Raw genomic sequence first — 16706 nt, forward strand, 5'->3', positions numbered from 1 at the left:
TGGTTGCCGTTTTGCATTTACCTACGCTACATGATTCGCCGCGATATCCAGCAGCGCCATCTCTTCGCTGTTCAGCAGCTTCTCGATGTTCACCAGAATCAGCATACGCTCGCCGAGCGCGCCCAGGCCGGTCAGGTATTCGGTCGACAGCGTGACCGCAAACTCCGGCGCAGGGCGGATTTGGTCAGACGTCAGCGAGAGGACGTCAGATACGCCATCCACCACGATACCCACCACGCGCTGTCCCAGGTTCAGGACGATCACCACGGTGTTGTCATTGTAGTCAACGTCGCCCTGGCTGAACTTCACGCGCAGATCCACGATTGGCACAATCACGCCGCGCAGGTTGGTGACGCCTTTAATAAACGCTGGCGTGTTAGCGATGCGGGTAACCTGGTCGTAACCACGAATTTCCTGCACTTTCAGGATATCGATGCCGTACTCCTCATCGCCCAAAGTGAATACCAGGAACTCCTGCCCTGATGGCTCGCCCGCCAGTTTCGTTACATTACTCATACCGGTCATGTTATTACCTTCTACTTAATCAGGCGGCTGTGTACGCCACACGTTGTTCACGATTTAATCCCTGAAGCGCCGACACGTCGACGATCAGCGCCACGCTACCATCCCCCAGAATGGTGGCAGCAGAAATACCCGGCACCTTGCGGTAGTTGCTTTCGAGGTTCTTCACCACCACCTGGTGCTGACCAATCAGCTGATCGACCAGCAGCGCGTAGCGGCGGCCCGCGCTTTGCAGGATCACCACGATACCCTGCGTGGCCTCGGTCTTCGCCCCGTCCACTTCGAACACTTTCCACAGCTCGACCAGCGGCAGGTACTCGCCGCGCACCTCAAGCACGCGCTCGCCGCCCGCCAGCGGATGCAGATCTTCTTCACGCGGCTGGAGGGATTCCATCACCGCGTTCAGCGGCAGAATAAAGACTTCGTCTGCGACTTTGACCGACATGCCGTCGAGGATCGCCAGCGTCAGCGGCAGCAGAATACGAATGGTGGTGCCGGAGCCCTGTTTAGACTGGATCTCAACGTGGCCGCCCATCTCCTGGATGTTACGTTTCACCACGTCCATGCCGACGCCGCGCCCGGAAACGTCCGTCACCTGCTCGGCGGTCGAGAAGCCCGGCGCGAAGATCAGCATGCCCACTTCTTCGTCGGTCATGTTTTCATTCACCGCCATCCCCTGTGAAATGGCCTTCGCCAGGATGCGCTCGCGGTTAAGGCCCGCGCCGTCATCGGTCACTTCAATGCAGATGTTCCCGCCCTGATGTTCCGCCGAGAGAATCAGATTCCCGACCGGGGATTTCCCGGCGGCAATGCGATTTTCCGGCAGTTCGATACCGTGGTCGAGGCTGTTACGCACCAGGTGCGTTAACGGGTCGATGATGCGCTCGATCAGGCTCTTATCCAGCTCCGTTGAGCTGCCCATCAGGGTCAGTTCAATCTGCTTATTCAGCTTGCTGGCAAGGTCTCGCACCAGGCGCGGGAAGCGGCTGAAGACATATTCCATCGGCATCATGCGGATGGACATCACCGACTCCTGCAGGTCGCGGGCATTGCGCTGCAGCTGGCCCATGCTGGTGATCAGATCGCCGTGCGTGACCGGATCCAGTTCGTTAGAACGCTGCGCCAGCATGGACTGGGTGATCACCAGTTCACCCACCAAGTTAATCAGCTGGTCAACCTTCTCAACGGCCACGCGAATGCTGGTGGACTCGCTGGAGCGCGCGGCCGGTTTTTCACCACGGCCAGGTGCCGCGGCCTCTTTTGGCACCGCTTTCAATACCGGAGCCGCAGGCGCAACAGCCGGTGCCGCAGCCTGCGCGACGACGGCCACCTCTTCTTGCGCAGCTGGCGCTTCTGCCGCTGCGGTTTCCGTTTCGAAGGCGATCTGGTCGGCTTCAATGACAAAGCACAGCACCGCCACGATATCGTCCTGACTGATACCGTCATCGAGGGTCGCCGCGAGGCTGTCTTTGCCTTTCACTACATTACTTAACGTTGCCAGGTTACCCAGCTCTTCTTCCAGCAGGTTAACTTCGCTCTCTTTCAGGCGTGACAGCACAACGCGCAGTTTGCCCGCTTGCGCAGCGGCTGGCGCGCCCTCTTCAGCAGCAACCGCATCGACAACGCTCAGTTTTGCCGCAGGGACAACGGCTGCAGCGACCTCACCTTTTGCTTCCAGGGCGAGCTGGCGCAGCGCATTGCAGATGTATTCAAAGCTGGCGGCATCAGGCTCTGCCGAACTTTTATAGGCGTCGAGCTGTTCCTGCATAATATCTTTGGTTTCCAAAAACAGGTTGATAATGTCGGTATTGAGCTGCATCTCACCGCGTCGTGCTTCATCAAGCAGGTTTTCCATTAAATGGGTCGTTTCCTGCAGGATGGTAAATCCAAACGTTCCGGCTCCGCCTTTAATGGAATGCGCCGCACGGAAGATGGCATTGAGCTGCTCGGAGTCCGGTGCTTCTGGCACCAGATCGAGCAAATGTTGCTCCATATCCGCCAACAGTTCGTCGGCTTCATCAAAGAATGTCTGGTAAAAATCGCTAATATCCATGCTCACGCTATCACCTCGGATTGGCTGGTGGCGATGTTGGAACGGCAGCCGCAGGGACGGCCCCAGGCTGTTTTAAATCGTCCAGTGACTCATTCTGACTTTCGGCGTTTTCGTGCAGGATGGCCTGCTCCGCCTGCTGGTTCAGCACTAAAAGACTGATACGACGGTTGATGGCGTCATCCGGCCCGCGGTCGGAGACGCGCATGGTTGCTGCCATGCCGACCACGCGCAGTACCTTGCCATCATCAAGCCCACCTGCCACCAGCTCGCGACGCGAGGCGTTGGCACGATCGGCAGAAAGCTCCCAGTTGCTGTATCCCTTCTCCCCACTGGCGTACGGGAAATCATCCGTGTGGCCCGACAGGCTGATTCGGTTAGGAATGCCGTTCAGCACCGGAGCAATCGCGCGCAGAATATCGCGCATGTAGGGCTCAACTTCCGCACTCCCGGTTTTAAACATCGGGCGGTTCTGGCTGTCGATAATCTGAATACGCAGCCCTTCCTGGACCAGATCGATTTTCAGGTGCGGACGCAGCGCGCGCAGTTTAGGGTCCGCTTCAATCAGCTGGTCGAGATCGCCACGCAGTTTTTTCAGACGCGCCTGCTCCATCTTTCTTTTCAGCTCGTCGATGTTCGGCTCTTTTTTCACCTCACCCTTCTGCTGGGTGTAATCATCGCCGCCGCCAGGAATCGGGCTTTCGCTATTAGAGATACGCTGCCCACCGGTCACTGCCGTCGCCAGCGGGGTACGGAAATATTCGGCAATCTGGATAAGCTCCTTCGGGCTGGAGATGGAGATCAGCCACATCACCAGAAAGAACGCCATCATTGCGGTCATAAAGTCGGCGTACGCGATTTTCCAGGAGCCGTGGGAACCGTGTCCGCCGCCCTTGTGCTTGCGTTTTTTGACGATGACGATCGGATGGGACTGGTTTTTCATGCGTCCTCAGTTGTCGTCTGTTGGTTTGGGTTTTTCACCGCGCGAACGTGTTCTTCAAGCTCGATAAACGACGGACGCTCGCTGGAGTAAAGCGTTTTACGGCCAAATTCAACCGCGATCGGTGGCGCGTAACCGTTGAGGTTAGAGAGCAGCGTGATCTTCACGCACTGCATCATTTTGGTGGTTTCCGCGCTCTTCTGGCGCAGCACGCTTGCCAGCGGAGAGATAAAACCGTAAGCCAGCAAAATACCGAGGAAGGTGCCCACCATCGCATGGGCAATCAGTGCGCCCAGTTCGGCCGCCGGGCGATCCGCTGAGGCCAGGGCGTGTACCACCCCCATGACCGCCGCCACGATACCAAACGCCGGAAGGGAGTCGCCCACCAGCGCCAGGCTGTTGGCCGGCACTTCAGATTCGCTTTCGTGGGTTTCGATCTCTTCGTCCATCAGCGCTTCGATTTCGAAGGTGTTCATATTGCCGCTGATGATGAGTCGCAAATAGTCGACGATGAAATCCAGCATCATGGCGTCCGCCAGAATGCGCGGATAGCTGGCAAAAATTTCGCTCTCTTTCGGGTTTTCAATATCCCGCTCAAGCGAGAACATCCCCTGCTGACGCGACTTCGCCATCAGGCGATAGAGCAGCGCCAGCAGATCCATATACATGCTTTTGGTGTATTTCGAGCGACGGAACAGCAATGGAATTGCTTTTAACGTGCCCTTGATCGATTTACCGTTGTTACCAACGATAAAAGCCCCTACCCCTGCGCCGCCGATGATAATAAGTTCAGCCGGTTGATAGAGTGCTCCAAGGTGCCCGCCGGTCATCATGTAACCGCCGAAAACTGTACCGAGAACTACCAGGTAACCTAATAAGATAAGCACGACATCATCCTTCCGCTAGTGACTATGGCAAGGACGTCCAGCTCGCAGCGTTTACCGTTTGCGGGGTAAAAAAAAGCAGCGGTAATGGCTTACCGCTGCTGGAATCTTGCCCACACGTTCGGGTTAAACAGCTTGTTCGATCTGTTCATCCAGCAGTTGTGGAATAATATCGGCAGCATCCCGGGAAAGTTTACGTCTTTTTACTGCGCGGGATGGCGGCTGACATAAACTACAGGCGAAGCTGCCTGCAGGCTGATGAGCATGGGTAATAAAATTGCCGTCGCAGCAATTACAGCGCGACAGTTCAAGCATTCCGCTCTCAACAAAACGCACCAGCGTCCATGCGCGGGTCAGCGCCAGCAGAGGGCCTTCTTCCTGCTGTGGGCATTGTTCAAGGTAAAGTTTGTACGCTTTGATCACGGCGTCTACGCCGCTGCACAAACCGGTTTTGAGAAGATACTGCCAGGCATTACAGAACATGGAAGCGTGGATGTTCTGCTCCCAGGTCATAAACCAGTCCGTAGAAAACGGCAGCATGCCTTTCGGCGGGGGACTACCGCGTAACTCTTTATACAGTTTGATGAGGCGACCACGGCTCAGCTGAGTCTCGCTTTCCAGCATTTGTAAACGAGCACCCAGCGTAATCAGCTCCATGGCCAGCTGTATGTCACGCGCTTCCTGAACAATGCTTTTTTCGCTCATTGCTAGGCCCTTTTCTTACGGGCTGCGTCATCAGGCTGGCTGATGTCGCTAAGCAAGCGAGTGGAGAGCAGGATACCGGTATGGATCTGTTGCAGATCGTCAACGCGGGATTCCTGCGTCAGACGCGTTATCGTCTGCGGATTATCAAAACGGAACTGGCACACCAGTTGATTCGTTTCCGCCAGTTTTACCATCTGCGGGAGGGTTAATCCGCCCAGCATGGTTGCCATTTCTTCGTTAATACCCAGACGAAACATCGCGGACGCTTTGTCCTGACTAATTAAACGCTGCGCGAGCAGTAAATATGACAGATTGATGTCATAGATATGTTTTAGCAACTCGGATGTATGCATTGTTCCCATCCCGAATAACCAACTATTATTTTTATGCGGAAAGACCGCACCCCGTGATGTCGCCGGGAAATCACCCGGTATAAAAAAGAAAAGGCTAAATGCATAGTTGAATCTAGGTTTGTATTCATCCAAACGCGTATGGGATGCAACTCGGTTACATCTCTTACATGTTTTATCGTTTCTTACAAATAACTAAGATTTTTCCTAATTCGACGCAAACTCTACTCGTCAGATTTGCCACATACAATGCAGGCACCCTCAAATTTAAAAAAAATGTGATCTGCGTCACATAATTTAAGTGAATAGGCCCCATAAATCCATCAGTATGACTTCTAATTTGCTCATTTTTTACTCAATCAGCACTGTTTTGTATTCTTAATCGACGAATACTCATGCAGAAGCGTGAGCAAAAGTGGCACGCAACGTGCTTTTATCGGTACGTGCAGCATCAGCAATCGTTTACAACGCGTGTGTCTCAGGGACACATTTTGATTACCTCGATAAAACATATAGTTATGCGGGGTGACTAAAAAAATTGTTTCTGCACGTAATCATTTGAAATGCGTTTATAACTTGTTAAAACCATTTAATAGCGAAAGGGCAGAATTGTGTGACTTACGTTAAGTTGTTAATTTTTTTCATTTAGGCGCGTTTTTTAGTTATTCTTCTTATAAGAATAATTAATGAATAATTATGATAAGCTTCACACTAATGTCTTATTCAACTCTTGCGGAACCAGGAAATTCGCGGTAATGGTGATGTAACGCTGTCTGTCAGACATCTTAAGGAGTGCGCCATGAGTTACTCCCATCTTCTTGTTTCTGTTGCCGTTTCCCCCGAAAGCCACCAGCTCATCGCCCGGGCCGTTTCGATCGCCAGGCCCCACAATGCGCGCATCAGCCTCATCACCCTTGAGGCCGAACCCGAGATGTACAATCAGCTGGCGGCCCCCATGCTGGAAGATATTCGTGAGGTATTGCAGGAAGAAACGCAGCAGTTTCTGCGAGAGCTTGTCGAAAAAGCAGATTACCCTGTTCATGAAACCGTTATTGCGACGGGGGAACTGAATGCCCATATTCTTGATATGTGCCGCAAGCAGAATATTGATTTAGTGATTTGCGGGAACCATAACCACAGCTTTATATCGCGAGCGACCTGCGCGGCAAAATCTATTATCGCCTCAAGCCAGGTGGACGTGCTGTTAGTGCCGCTTGGGGGGTCTTAACCCCCCAGAGGAATATCAGGCAAGTTTAGGGAAGGTCGCGATCTTTTTTTGCAGATCGCCTTCATGACTTTGCGGGGCTATTTCGCGTAGATCCTCAATAAAACGTGCCTGCCAGTGATTAATATCGTTTTTACGGATCGTCTCCATCATTTCGGCATGGCGGGAAATACGCTCCGTCAGCGGCATGGTCAGCGCGCGGTTAAGAGCGTTAGCCACGTCATCCCGATCGTAAGGATTCACGAGCAGCGCGGAAGTCAGTTCATTCGCGGCCCCGGCAAACTGGGAAAGCACCAGCACGCCCGGATCCGCCGGGTCCTGAGCCGCCACATACTCTTTTGCCACCAGGTTCATCCCGTCGCGCAGCGGCGTAACCAGCCCCACGTCGGCGTAGCGGAAGACCTTCATCAGGATCTTACGGTCAAAATGCTGATTCAGATAAAAGAGCGGCGTCCAGCCCAGCTGGCCGTAGCGCCCGTTGATGCGTCCCGCTTCTGTCTCCAGCTGATGGCGAATATCCTGATAGGCCTGCACTTCCCCGCGCGACGTTGGCGCGATCTGGGTATAGCGGATTTTACCGTGGTGCTGAGGGTATTTATCCAGCAGCGTTTCATACGCCAGGAAGCGTTCCGGCAGCCCTTTGGAATAATCCAGACGCTCTACCGAGAAGATATTCTTCACGTGCTTGAGTTCATTCTTAAGCTGGGCCAGCTTCGGCGGCAGCGGGCCGGAGGCCTGTTCCGCAATTTCGTCGGGTTCAATACCAATCGGATAGACCTCAGTGTGGAAGGTTTTCCCCCACGCCGTATGAGTTTTGCCGCCGCTGGTCGCCAGGCGCGTTTTGCCTGACACGGAGTCCAGGAACGCGAGACGGTCATTTTCGGTCTGGAAGCCCAGCAGATCGTAATCACACAGCGCCTCCAGCAGTTCTTCATGCGGCGGCAGCGCGGTGAAAATTTCCGGCGTCGGGAACGGAATGTGCAGGAAGAAGCCAATTCGGTTATTGACTCCCCTTTTACGCAGCTCTCTGGCGAAGGGGAGCAGATGATAATCGTGGATCCATAAAATATCGTCTTCCTCTATTAAAGGCAGCAGTTTATCCGCCAGCATCGCATTCACCCGCGAGTAGCCCTCGAAGGATTCACGCTGGAATTTCACCAGGTCAAGACGATAGTGAAACGCAGGCCACAGGACGGCATTGGAGAACTGCGAGTAATACTCGTCATAGTCTTTCTCTTTAAGCGCAAATGAAGCCCACGTAATGTTTCCGCGCGTCACCTTTTTAAGCGGTTTATCTTGTTCATTGATTTCACCGCTCCAGCCAAACCACAGCCCGCCAGCAGCTTTTAAGGCACCTAATACCCCTACCGCCAGGCCACCTGCACTGGCTTTTTTATCATCAGGCGGTGCGATTCGGTTAGAGACGACGACTAAGCGACCCATAATGGTTTCCCCCTTTGTTTTGCGCTATTTGTTGTTGTTGCTGGTTAGCGATATCAGAAATCCACTGCCAGACGCCGGCGACATTTGCCAGACGCCATTCAGCGACAGTGTCACCAGGCCCCACCTTGACGGCGATCCCTCCGGCCTGTTTCACCACGCGAAACCCGGCCTCATCGGTCAGGTCATCGCCAAAAAATACCGGTGTACGTCCCTTAAATGGCGCTTCCGCCATAAACGCCGCAATAGCGGCCCCCTTATTAATGCCCTGAGGTTTTATCTCAACAACGCACTTCCCCGGCTGCAGCGCGAGCTGCGGATGTGCATCGGCCACGCTGCGGGCAATCGCAAAGATCGCCGCTTCGTGGTGCGGAGCCTGCCGATAGTGCAAGGCGAACGCCATGCCTTTCGCTTCCAGTTCCGTGCCCGGAAGCGACGCCAGCGCCGTGGAGAGTTCAGCGTGTAACGCCTGAATTAAGGTATCGGGGAGTGATACAACATGCAGTTGATCATGGATATCGCGGCGCTCCGCTCCGTGTACACCGGCCAGCGGAAAGTGGTAAGGACTGGCGAGCACGTCCAGCTCGGCCATTGAGCGCCCTGAAATCAATGCCAATGCGCCCTCGTTCAGTCTGGAGAGCTGCTGCAAATTCTCTAGCACCGTATCCGGTACGACCACGTCGTCAGGATGCGGCTGGATCCCGGCGAGCGTCCCGTCGAGGTCAAAAAAGAAAGCATATTTTCCGGGCAGTACAGGCGGTGCGGTTAACAAGTCAGCCACCCTAATCCTCCTTACGGTTTACGAGAGGTAAACGCCTTTACCTCTTTCATAGCCATGTAAGTATAGACAGTGTGATGGGCCTCGCCATTTGACAACCGCCCCGCCAGCAAAACTGGCGAGGCGGTTCAGGGGTCAACTATGGTTATTAGTTGAGCAATAAAAAGTCAGCGCTGGGGTTACACGGTACGCTTCGCTTTTTGCTTGTAACGGTCGAAAATCACGGCTGCCAGCAGGATCAGGCCACGCACGACGTACTGAGAGAACGGCGAAATATTCAGCAGGTTCATGGCGTTCTCCACCGTGCCCAAAATCAAGATGCCCGCCACCACATATGAGATTTTTCCGATGCCGCCCTTGAGGGAAACGCCCCCTAAAACGCAGGCTGAAATGACGATCAGCTCATAACCGATGGAGGTCATCGGCTGTCCGCTGGTCATACGCGAGGCCAGAATAATCCCGGCAGCGGCGGAGACCAGCCCGGAGAGCACGAAGATAATAATCTTGGTGCGTACGACCGGCACCCCTGCCAGCCGCGCAGCTTCTTCATTACCGCCGATCGCCAGCGTGTTACGGCCAAAGGTGGTGCGGTTCAGCAGGAAGCCGAACAGGATCAGGCAGGCCACGGTGAGCCAGATAGGCGCCGGCAGGCCCAGCCAGTTGGCGTAGCCCAGCGTAAAGAAGCGCTCGTCTTCAATCCCCACCGCTTTACCGTCGGAGATGATATAGGCCAGACCGCGGACTATCTGCATCGTCGCAAGCGTGGTAATCAGGGCGTTAATCTTCAGGCGCGCGATAACAAAACCGTTCACCAGACCGCTGATCACGCCGAGCAACAGACCGGCAAAAACGCCAATCCACAGGCTTTCCGTCATGTTGATCACCACCGCCGTGGTGACGCCCGCGCAGGCGATAACCGAGGCCACCGACAGGTCGAAATCACCGGAGGCCAGACAGAAGAGCATGCCGCAGGCCACCATGCCGGACATGGAAATAGCCAGCCCCAGCCCTTTCATATTAATGAAGGTGGCAAAGTTAGGCACGAAGATCGCACAGGCGATGAAGAGTGCGGCAAAGACCACCAGCATGCCGTACTGATCCCAGATACGGCCAAAGCTGAAAGCCGACTTCGGCGCTCCGGATGTAGTAACAGAGGACATCATTAACTCCTTACTCAGGCGACTGCCTGGCTGACTTTAGGCATGGCGAGGTTCAACGCCTGTTGTTCATTCGCCTGTTCATGAAGTAATTCACCGGCGATTTCGCCTTCGCGCATCACTACAATGCGGTCGGCAACGCCAAGCACCTCAGGCAGATCGCTGGAGGCGAACAGCACCGCCACGCCGCGTTTTGCCAGTTCATAGATCACGTTGTAAATCTCGTGTTTTGCGCCCACATCGATACCGCGCGTCGGCTCGTCCAGCAAAATGACCTTCATATCCTCCGACAGCCAGCGGCCTAAAATGGCTTTCTGCTGGTTCCCGCCTGACAGATTCATAATCAGCTGTTCCGGTCCCGGCGTTTTGATATTCAGCGAGCGAATATGATGGTCGGCGTTGCTCGACTCCCAGCCGTCGTTAATCAGGCACCCCGCGCGAATAAACTTACGGCGGGCAGAAATGTTGATGTTGTCGCGCACCGAATGCACCGGAATGATCCCCTCCGCCTTGCGGTCTTCCGGGCAGAGCATCATCCCGGCCCCGATCGCATGGGCAGGTTTCCGGATATCCACCTGCTCGCCGTCAATAGAGACCTGCCCTGCGGTAATGCGGGTACCGCCGAACAGCCCTTTCATCAGCTCGCTGCGCCCCGCCCCCACCAGACCAAACAGCCCGACGATCTCACCGCTGCGTACGGATAGCGAAACCGGCGTTCGCACGCCCGGCGCTTTAACGTTGTCCAGACGCAGGCGCTCGGGGCCGTACTCGCGCGGTTTCCAGTGATAGATATCGCCCAGATCGCGCCCGACCATCGCCTGAACAAGCTGGTCATGGTTAACCTGCTGCATATCGGTGAAGGTGCGCACATAGCGCCCATCTTTAAAGACGGTGATGGCATCGCTCAGGGCAAAAATCTCCTCCATGCGGTGCGAGACGTACAAAATGGTGCGGCCTTCCTGACGCAGCTCGCGGATCACGCGGAACAGGTTTTCGATTTCACGCGCGGAGAGCGAACTGGTGGGTTCATCAAAGGCAATAACTCTGGCGTTACGCGCCAGCGCCTTGGCAATTTCAACCATCTGCCACTGGCCGATGGAGAGGTATTTCAGCGGCGTCTGGGGATCGACGTCCAGACCCAGATGCTTAAGCTGCAGCCCCGCTTCATAATTAAGTAGCGAACGATTCACCACGCCGCTTTTGTGCGGAAGCTGCCCTAAATAGATGTTTTCGGCCACGGTCATCTCAGGGATGAGGTGCAGTTCCTGATAGATAATAGCGACACCGGCGTTGAGCGCCGCCGTGGTATCGGCAAAGGCCACCTCTTCACCGCGAATGGCCAGCGTGCCGGTTGTTGGCGCGTAGTTGCCGCTGAGGATTTTTAACAGCGTGGATTTCCCCGCTCCGTTTTCCCCCATCAGGGCATGAACCTGGCCGGCATAGCAGTCGAAGCTGATATCGGTCAGCGCGTTAACACCGGGGAACGTTTTCCCGATGCCGCGAAAAGAGAGATACGGATTAGACTGTTGCATAACGACTCCGTGATTCCTGTAGTGTGTACGTCTGGCCCCTTACGGCGAGTAAGGGGCACAATCACAGCGTATTACTTACCGCCCAGTCCTTTTTTCGCCAGTTCCTCTTTGAAGTTGTCGCGGGTAATCAGCACCACGTCGGTCACTTCGGTAAATTTCGGCGGTTCAGCCCCTTTGGTTACCCAGTTGTAGAGCATTTCGCTGGATTTGTAGCCGTGAACGTCCGGGCTTGGCAGCAGAGAGCCGTAGAAGCCGGTGGCCTGCGCCTTGGACAGCTCGCTCACCGCATCCACGCCGTTGATGCCGATGCCGATCACGTCAGGCGCCTTGAAGCCCTGACCTTCCGTTGCGCGCACGCCGCCCAGCACGGTGTTGTCGTTCATGCCGACCACCAGCCAGTGTTTGACCTCCGGATGCTGGACCAGCATTGAGTTCGCAGCGTCGAAAGCGCCCGGGATATCGTTAGATTTGGTTGGCACTTTATAGATCTGTTTTTCCGGGAAGCCGGCCGCTTTCAGCGCGTCCATTGAACCGGTCGTACGACGACGCGCCGTGTCCAGCTCGTCCGCGGTGATGGCCATGACGGCGGTCTCTTTCACATCCCAGCCGCGTTTCTGCATCTCTTTATAAAGCTCCTGCCCCTGACGTTCACCGATTTTGGTCGCCGCCATCATGACCAGCGGTACGCTGTCCATCGGTTTGCCTTTGGCGTTAACGAACTGATCGTCAACCGCAATAACCTTCATGTCGTAACCGCGGGCTTTCGCCGCAATTGCTGACCCGAGTTTTGGGTCCGGAGTACAAATAACAAAGCCTTTCGCGCCGCTGGCCGCCAGGCTGTCGATGGCGTTCAGCGTTTTCTCACCGTCCGGCACGGCGATTTTAATCACCTCAAAACCTAAATCTTTTCCGGCTTTATCAGCGAATTTCCACTCGGTCTGGAACCAGGGTTCTTCCGGCTGTTTTACCAAAAAACCGAGTTTTAAATTCTCAGCGATAGCGGATTGTGACATAACGGCAGCCAGACCGATGGCCGCCAGCGCTTTAGTAAATTTGTGCATGGTAAACTCCAGCTTTAGCATTCTTTTCTGTAGGGAAGATTTGCGTGCTTCTTATTTAATCGGACTTAAAACAAGGCATTAGCGCTTACCTCGTCATAAGCGTTATTGCTGGTGATAGTTTTAGCGGGAAATTAATCATCCATAAGAGAGCCGCATCACACCGCAGAATTACAGTAATTGCGTACATAAATTCAGCGAAAAATGACATAAAAAAGGCCGGAATTGTCAGACAAATGAAAGCAGGCTGAGCAGAATTATCCATAAGATTAGCTAAGAAATCCCTGATACCCTTACGGCAGATGGCGCTGCGGTTACCCCCTGAACGGGATTCATGCTTTTCATCAAAAAAACAAAAGAGTCATGAAAAAGGGTTATTCCGTTAAAATTGATTTGGCGCAAATTTAGCAACGCATCATATATTTGAAAGGAATAATCTGTTTTTATTTTTCTCACAGAGCATTATTCAGGCTAAATGTTCACGAAAGGAAACCAGCACACCAGGAAAGACATTTATCCTTTAATATCAACGTTTTAATAAAATTCCACTTGATGGCTATATATTTGTATTTTTGTACTATATTAAAGTTTGTAATGTATGGTAAACACAGCCTAATTAAGAGTTTTCTTAATCCAGAGACAAAGGTATGCTTATTTATATCGAACACAGGAAGTGAATTTTCGATCGACTTTAGTCACTGCAAAAATTGCAATTCTGTTTTTCTTCGTATTTGCCTGGCTGTCAGGTTAAGCAGCGGACATCGCGTCCCACAGTCTATAAGGATATGAGTATGGCTACCCAAACGATGATGCAAAAACTTAACGCGCAGATGAACCTTGAGTTCTACGCCTCGAACCTGCACCTTCACTTAAGTGCATGGTGTTCCGAAAAAAGCCTCACGGGCTCTGCCACGTTCTTTCGTTCACAGGCACAAAGCAACGTCACCCATATGATGCGCGTCTTTAACTTCCTGAAGGCCGCGGGGGCTAACCCGGTTGTTAAAGCCCTCGATGGGATCAACGAAAATTACTCTTCTCTGGAAGAACTGTTTCAGAAAACGCTGGAAGAGCATGAGCAGCGCTGCACGACGCTCAACAAGCTGGCCGATGAAGCCCGAGCACAGCATGACGTCATCACCCTTAAATTTTTACGCGACATGGATAAAGAACAGCAGCAGGACGGCGTGCTGCTGAAAACGCTGGCGGATGAGATCCACAATGCGCGACAGGCCGGTTTATGCCCGGAGCAAGCCGACCGCCACCTGCTCGATCTTGTGACGGTGCAGCACCACTAAGCGTTTAAACCTGCCCTTGCCCTGGTTCAGGGGGGCAGGTTCCTTTCTACCTCTCCAACCCTCTGCTTTTGCTGAAATTTAACAAATCAGATCTCGCTCTCAATGATTACCCCTACAACATGTAATGATTTATTTAATTACATAATCATTGACGAGGGAAAAGCATGATCACCATTGAGTTTGTTGTCATTCTCCTCTGCCTGCTGACGGGAACACGTTTCGGCGGCATGGGGCTTGGGTTAATCAGCGGGATTGGCCTTTTTATTTTGTGTTTTGTCTTTGGGCTCCAGCCCGGCAAGCCTCCGGTTGACGTCATGTTGACCATTCTCGCGGTGATTGGCTGTGCCGCCACCCTGCAGACGGCGGGTGGCCTCAACGTCATGATGCAGTTTGCTGAACGCCTGCTGCGCAAACACCCGCAGCACATCACGCTTCTCGCCCCTTTTACGACCTGGACGCTGACCTTTCTGTGCGGCACCGGGCATGTGGTCTACACCATGTTCCCCATCATTGCGGATATCGCCCTGAAAAAAGGGATCCGCCCGGAACGCCCAATGGCGGTGGCATCGGTGGCATCCCAGATGGCGATCACCGCATCTCCGGTTTCCGTCGCCGTTGTGTCGCTGGTATCCATCCTGGCCGCACAGCATGGGATTGGGCACGCGTGGGGGATCCTGGAAATCCTCGCCGTGTCGGTTCCCGCTTCGCTTTTCGGCGTCGCAATTGCGGCCCTGTGGAGTTTACGCCGCGGGAAAGATTTAGCTGACGACGCGGAGTTTCAGGAGAAACTGAAAGACCCTAAACAGCGCGAGTTTATCTATGGCGGCACGGAGACGTTAATGAACCAGCGTTTTCCTAAGCAGGCCTACTGGTCGACATGGATTTTCTTTGCCGGTATTGCGGTGGTAGTCCTGCTCGGGGCCTTCCCCGAACTGCGCCCCGCCTTCGAGCTGAAAGGCAAAATGACGGCGCTGTCGATGAACCTCGTCATTCAGATGATGATGCTTATTGCCGGTGCCGTGATGCTGATGGCCTGCAAGGTCAATGCCTCCGCCATCTCAAACGGTGCGGTATTCAAGGCCGGGATGGTGGCGATCTTCTCGGTGTTCGGGGTGGCGTGGATGAGCGATACCTTTTTCCAGGCGCACCTCGATGAGTTAAAGCTGGCGCTGGAAGGCGTGGTTAAAAGCCATCCGTGGACGTATGCCATCGTGCTTTTCCTGGTGTCGAAGCTGGTAAACAGCCAGGCGGCGGCCCTGACGGCCGTGGCGCCGATGGGATTGATGCTGGGTATCGATCCAAAAATGCTGATCGCCTTCTTTCCGGCGTCCTACGGCTATTTTGTCCTGCCGACCTACCCGAGCGATTTAGCCTGCATCGGCTTTGACCGCTCGGGAACAACCCGCATCGGCAAATTCATCATTAACCACAGCTTTATTCTGCCGGGGCTAATTGGCGTAAGCTGCGCCTGCGCGGCGAGCTACCTGCTGGTGCAGACCTTCTTTTAACCGCGTCAACGGGCGACACGCGCGGTCGCCCGTTTGCAATTTTAATGAGACTCGCCCTGCGGGGTGAAGCGCAGCTCAATCAGCGCGATGGCTTTCTGGATCGCGCGAAGCGTAACCGGATCGGCAGCGGCAGGATGGCTGGCAAAATCGATGTTTTTCAACTGGGTGGACATCTTCTCGCGCACTTCAACCGGTGCAATCACGTCCAGAACATCAAGAATTTGCTTAATAACCAGCTGGCAGGCGACTACGTCAGAGACCAGTTCCTGATCGGCGTTCAGGTTTTGTGACATGGGGGCTTTCTCCTTATTCAAAGGCCGCCATAGTATCAAAACGTGGCCCGTGACATCTGCCCTTCATTGCCGCAGGACATAAAAAAACCTGCCGAAGCAGGTTTTTTTATCAGAACATGGCGCCCGGCGGCACGTCTTTGAAGGTGCGGCAGTAATTGGCCCACATGCTTTTGAGGATTTTGCGCAGTTTCATTGTGAAGCTCCATTAACTTGTTATACAACTTTATAGTCAATGTGCCTATAATATGACCGCCATCACAAAAATCAACATTTTTGTGATGCGTATCACAATTTAAACCGCGCAATACGCATTAACCTACCATACCGCGAACAAAATCCTCGATCGCCTTATCCTGGCAATTTTCAAAGAAGCACTGCTGGAAACGCGGGCCGGAAACAGCGGTCTTCACCAGCTCAGGATCGATGGCGCGCAGCGAGTCCAGATAGTTATCTTTCACCACGGCCGCTTTTACCTGGTTCAGAATACCGGCGTTACGCACCTGCGGCTCTTTACGCTCTGGTGGATAACCCTCCCCTTTACGGCCGGTAAACGCCTTTTCAAAGATAAAGCGAACGTTTAGCTCCGCTCCCCAGCCAAACCCTTTGGCAAAAGGCAGCGAGAGCGCATTGCCGTTATTGATTTGCGCGAAGAGAAACGCGTCTGCGGGATCGATGCAGTAGCCGCAAATCACGCCAGGGTGGATGTTTAACGACATCAGCGCCCCCTGTCCGGTGCCGCAGCCGGTGACAACGAAATCCACCGCTTTCGCATTCAGCAAAATGCTCGCCATAATGCCCAGGTGGATGTAGGTCAGGTGATGATCGTTTTCGTCGCTCATACCCACGTTGTAAACCGGGAACCCTTTTTCATCGGCTACCGTTTTCAGCTCTTTTAATATGACTGGGTTTTTAGCCGCCTGGCTGTTTTCCATCATCAGTGCAATTTTCATTTATCTCTCCCGAATGCGC

General features: G+C 53.8%; 17 protein-coding genes. 3 read left to right on the forward strand and 14 right to left on the reverse strand.

Features of this window, described 5'->3' with window-relative positions; all coding sequences use genetic code 11:
- Positions 1-21: 21 nt before the first annotated feature.
- From cheW to flhD, 6 genes are all read right to left on the reverse strand, one after another.
- Positions 22-525, reverse strand: coding sequence for a chemotaxis protein CheW (gene cheW / locus USG84_RS07660; protein WP_014884351.1), 504 nt, complete (start codon positions 523-525; stop codon positions 22-24).
- Between the two features lie 19 nt (positions 526-544).
- Positions 545-2581, reverse strand: coding sequence for a chemotaxis protein CheA (gene cheA / locus USG84_RS07665; RefSeq protein WP_320738224.1), 2037 nt, complete (start codon positions 2579-2581; stop codon positions 545-547).
- A gap of 4 nt (positions 2582-2585) precedes the next feature.
- Complete coding sequence (gene motB, locus USG84_RS07670; protein ID WP_061097847.1) at positions 2586-3515, reverse strand: flagellar motor protein MotB; 930 nt, start codon at positions 3513-3515, stop codon at positions 2586-2588.
- On the reverse strand, positions 3512-4399 hold the full coding sequence (gene motA / locus USG84_RS07675) for a flagellar motor stator protein MotA (protein WP_008500417.1): 888 nt from the start codon (positions 4397-4399) through the stop codon (positions 3512-3514). Before motA ends, motB begins: the two co-directional genes overlap by 4 nt.
- Positions 4400-4522: 123 nt before the next feature.
- Positions 4523-5101: a flagellar transcriptional regulator FlhC gene (gene flhC / locus USG84_RS07680; RefSeq protein ID WP_013096051.1), complete on the reverse strand. Its 579-nt coding sequence runs from the start codon at positions 5099-5101 to the stop codon at positions 4523-4525.
- Between the two features lie 2 nt (positions 5102-5103).
- Positions 5104-5454: a flagellar transcriptional regulator FlhD gene (gene flhD / locus USG84_RS07685; RefSeq protein WP_028013654.1), complete on the reverse strand. Its 351-nt coding sequence runs from the start codon at positions 5452-5454 to the stop codon at positions 5104-5106.
- Positions 5455-6250: 796 nt separating this feature from the next.
- Between flhD and uspC the strand changes: the two genes are divergently transcribed.
- Entirely contained in the window at positions 6251-6679 is a 429-nt protein-coding gene (uspC, locus tag USG84_RS07690; protein ID WP_320738225.1) for a universal stress protein UspC, read from the forward strand.
- 15 nt (positions 6680-6694) lie between these two features.
- Here uspC and otsA read toward each other — a convergent pair whose 3' ends face one another.
- From otsA to araF, 5 genes are all read right to left on the reverse strand, one after another.
- Positions 6695-8119 (reverse strand): alpha,alpha-trehalose-phosphate synthase, encoded by a 1425-nt coding sequence (gene otsA / locus USG84_RS07695; RefSeq protein WP_320738226.1) that lies wholly within the window; start codon positions 8117-8119, stop codon positions 6695-6697.
- Positions 8094-8897 carry a trehalose-phosphatase gene (gene otsB, locus USG84_RS07700; RefSeq protein WP_320738227.1) on the reverse strand — a complete coding sequence of 268 codons (804 nt, stop codon included), beginning with the start codon at positions 8895-8897 and terminating at the stop codon, positions 8094-8096. Before otsB ends, otsA begins: the two co-directional genes overlap by 26 nt.
- A gap of 176 nt (positions 8898-9073) precedes the next feature.
- Positions 9074-10054, reverse strand: a complete 981-nt coding sequence (araH, locus tag USG84_RS07705; protein ID WP_032644894.1) for an arabinose ABC transporter permease AraH — start codon at positions 10052-10054, stop codon at positions 9074-9076.
- Positions 10055-10068: 14 nt separating this feature from the next.
- Positions 10069-11583: an L-arabinose ABC transporter ATP-binding protein AraG gene (gene araG / locus USG84_RS07710; protein ID WP_266178841.1), complete on the reverse strand. Its 1515-nt coding sequence runs from the start codon at positions 11581-11583 to the stop codon at positions 10069-10071.
- Positions 11584-11654: 71 nt separating this feature from the next.
- Positions 11655-12644: an arabinose ABC transporter substrate-binding protein AraF gene (gene araF / locus USG84_RS07715; protein WP_008500409.1), complete on the reverse strand. Its 990-nt coding sequence runs from the start codon at positions 12642-12644 to the stop codon at positions 11655-11657.
- A gap of 788 nt (positions 12645-13432) precedes the next feature.
- On the opposite strand from araF, the gene USG84_RS07720 reads away from it, so the two are divergent.
- Both USG84_RS07720 and USG84_RS07725 read left to right on the forward strand, forming a co-directional pair.
- Positions 13433-13936, forward strand: a complete 504-nt coding sequence (locus tag USG84_RS07720; protein WP_061097842.1) for a non-heme ferritin-like protein — start codon at positions 13433-13435, stop codon at positions 13934-13936.
- Positions 13937-14100: 164 nt separating this feature from the next.
- Positions 14101-15444, forward strand: coding sequence for an anaerobic C4-dicarboxylate transporter (locus USG84_RS07725; RefSeq protein ID WP_253542603.1), 1344 nt, complete (start codon positions 14101-14103; stop codon positions 15442-15444).
- Positions 15445-15485: 41 nt separating this feature from the next.
- Here the strand turns inward: USG84_RS07725 and USG84_RS07730 are convergent, their stop codons facing one another.
- The 3 genes from USG84_RS07730 to USG84_RS07740 form a co-directional block, all read right to left on the reverse strand.
- The gene (locus USG84_RS07730) at positions 15486-15737 is read right to left on the reverse strand and encodes a DUF2766 family protein (protein WP_041909410.1); all 252 of its coding nucleotides are present in this window, start codon (positions 15735-15737) and stop codon (positions 15486-15488) included.
- A 109-nt stretch (positions 15738-15846) separates the two neighbouring features.
- Positions 15847-15930: a stress response protein AzuC gene (gene azuC, locus USG84_RS07735; RefSeq protein WP_014884364.1), complete on the reverse strand. Its 84-nt coding sequence runs from the start codon at positions 15928-15930 to the stop codon at positions 15847-15849.
- Positions 15931-16048: 118 nt separating this feature from the next.
- A complete protein-coding gene (locus USG84_RS07740) occupies positions 16049-16687 on the reverse strand; it encodes an RpiB/LacA/LacB family sugar-phosphate isomerase (RefSeq protein ID WP_151412580.1) in 639 nt (212 codons plus the stop codon).
- Positions 16688-16706: the final 19 nt, after the last annotated feature.

It is taken from the genome of Enterobacter sp. 168J2 (genome assembly GCF_034107265.1).
Lineage (GTDB): Bacteria > Pseudomonadota > Gammaproteobacteria > Enterobacterales > Enterobacteriaceae > Enterobacter > Enterobacter nematophilus.

Coding starts and splice junctions, on each gene's coding strand:
- cheW (WP_014884351.1), bottom strand. CDS start 525: ATGACCGGTATGAGTAATGTAACGAAACTGGCGGGCGAGCCATCAGGG.
- motB (WP_061097847.1), bottom strand. CDS start 3,515: ATGAAAAACCAGTCCCATCCGATCGTCATCGTCAAAAAACGCAAGCAC.
- flhC (WP_013096051.1), bottom strand. CDS start 5,101: ATGAGCGAAAAAAGCATTGTTCAGGAAGCGCGTGACATACAGCTGGCC.
- flhD (WP_028013654.1), bottom strand. CDS start 5,454: ATGCATACATCCGAGTTGCTAAAACATATCTATGACATCAATCTGTCA.
- uspC (WP_320738225.1), top strand. CDS start 6,251: ATGAGTTACTCCCATCTTCTTGTTTCTGTTGCCGTTTCCCCCGAAAGC.
- otsA (WP_320738226.1), bottom strand. CDS start 8,119: ATGGGTCGCTTAGTCGTCGTCTCTAACCGAATCGCACCGCCTGATGAT.
- araH (WP_032644894.1), bottom strand. CDS start 10,054: ATGTCCTCTGTTACTACATCCGGAGCGCCGAAGTCGGCTTTCAGCTTT.
- araG (WP_266178841.1), bottom strand. CDS start 11,583: ATGCAACAGTCTAATCCGTATCTCTCTTTTCGCGGCATCGGGAAAACG.
- araF (WP_008500409.1), bottom strand. CDS start 12,644: ATGCACAAATTTACTAAAGCGCTGGCGGCCATCGGTCTGGCTGCCGTT.
- USG84_RS07720 (WP_061097842.1), top strand. CDS start 13,433: ATGGCTACCCAAACGATGATGCAAAAACTTAACGCGCAGATGAACCTT.
- USG84_RS07725 (WP_253542603.1), top strand. CDS start 14,101: ATGATCACCATTGAGTTTGTTGTCATTCTCCTCTGCCTGCTGACGGGA.
- USG84_RS07730 (WP_041909410.1), bottom strand. CDS start 15,737: ATGTCACAAAACCTGAACGCCGATCAGGAACTGGTCTCTGACGTAGTC.
- azuC (WP_014884364.1), bottom strand. CDS start 15,930: ATGAAACTGCGCAAAATCCTCAAAAGCATGTGGGCCAATTACTGCCGC.
- USG84_RS07740 (WP_151412580.1), bottom strand. CDS start 16,687: ATGAAAATTGCACTGATGATGGAAAACAGCCAGGCGGCTAAAAACCCA.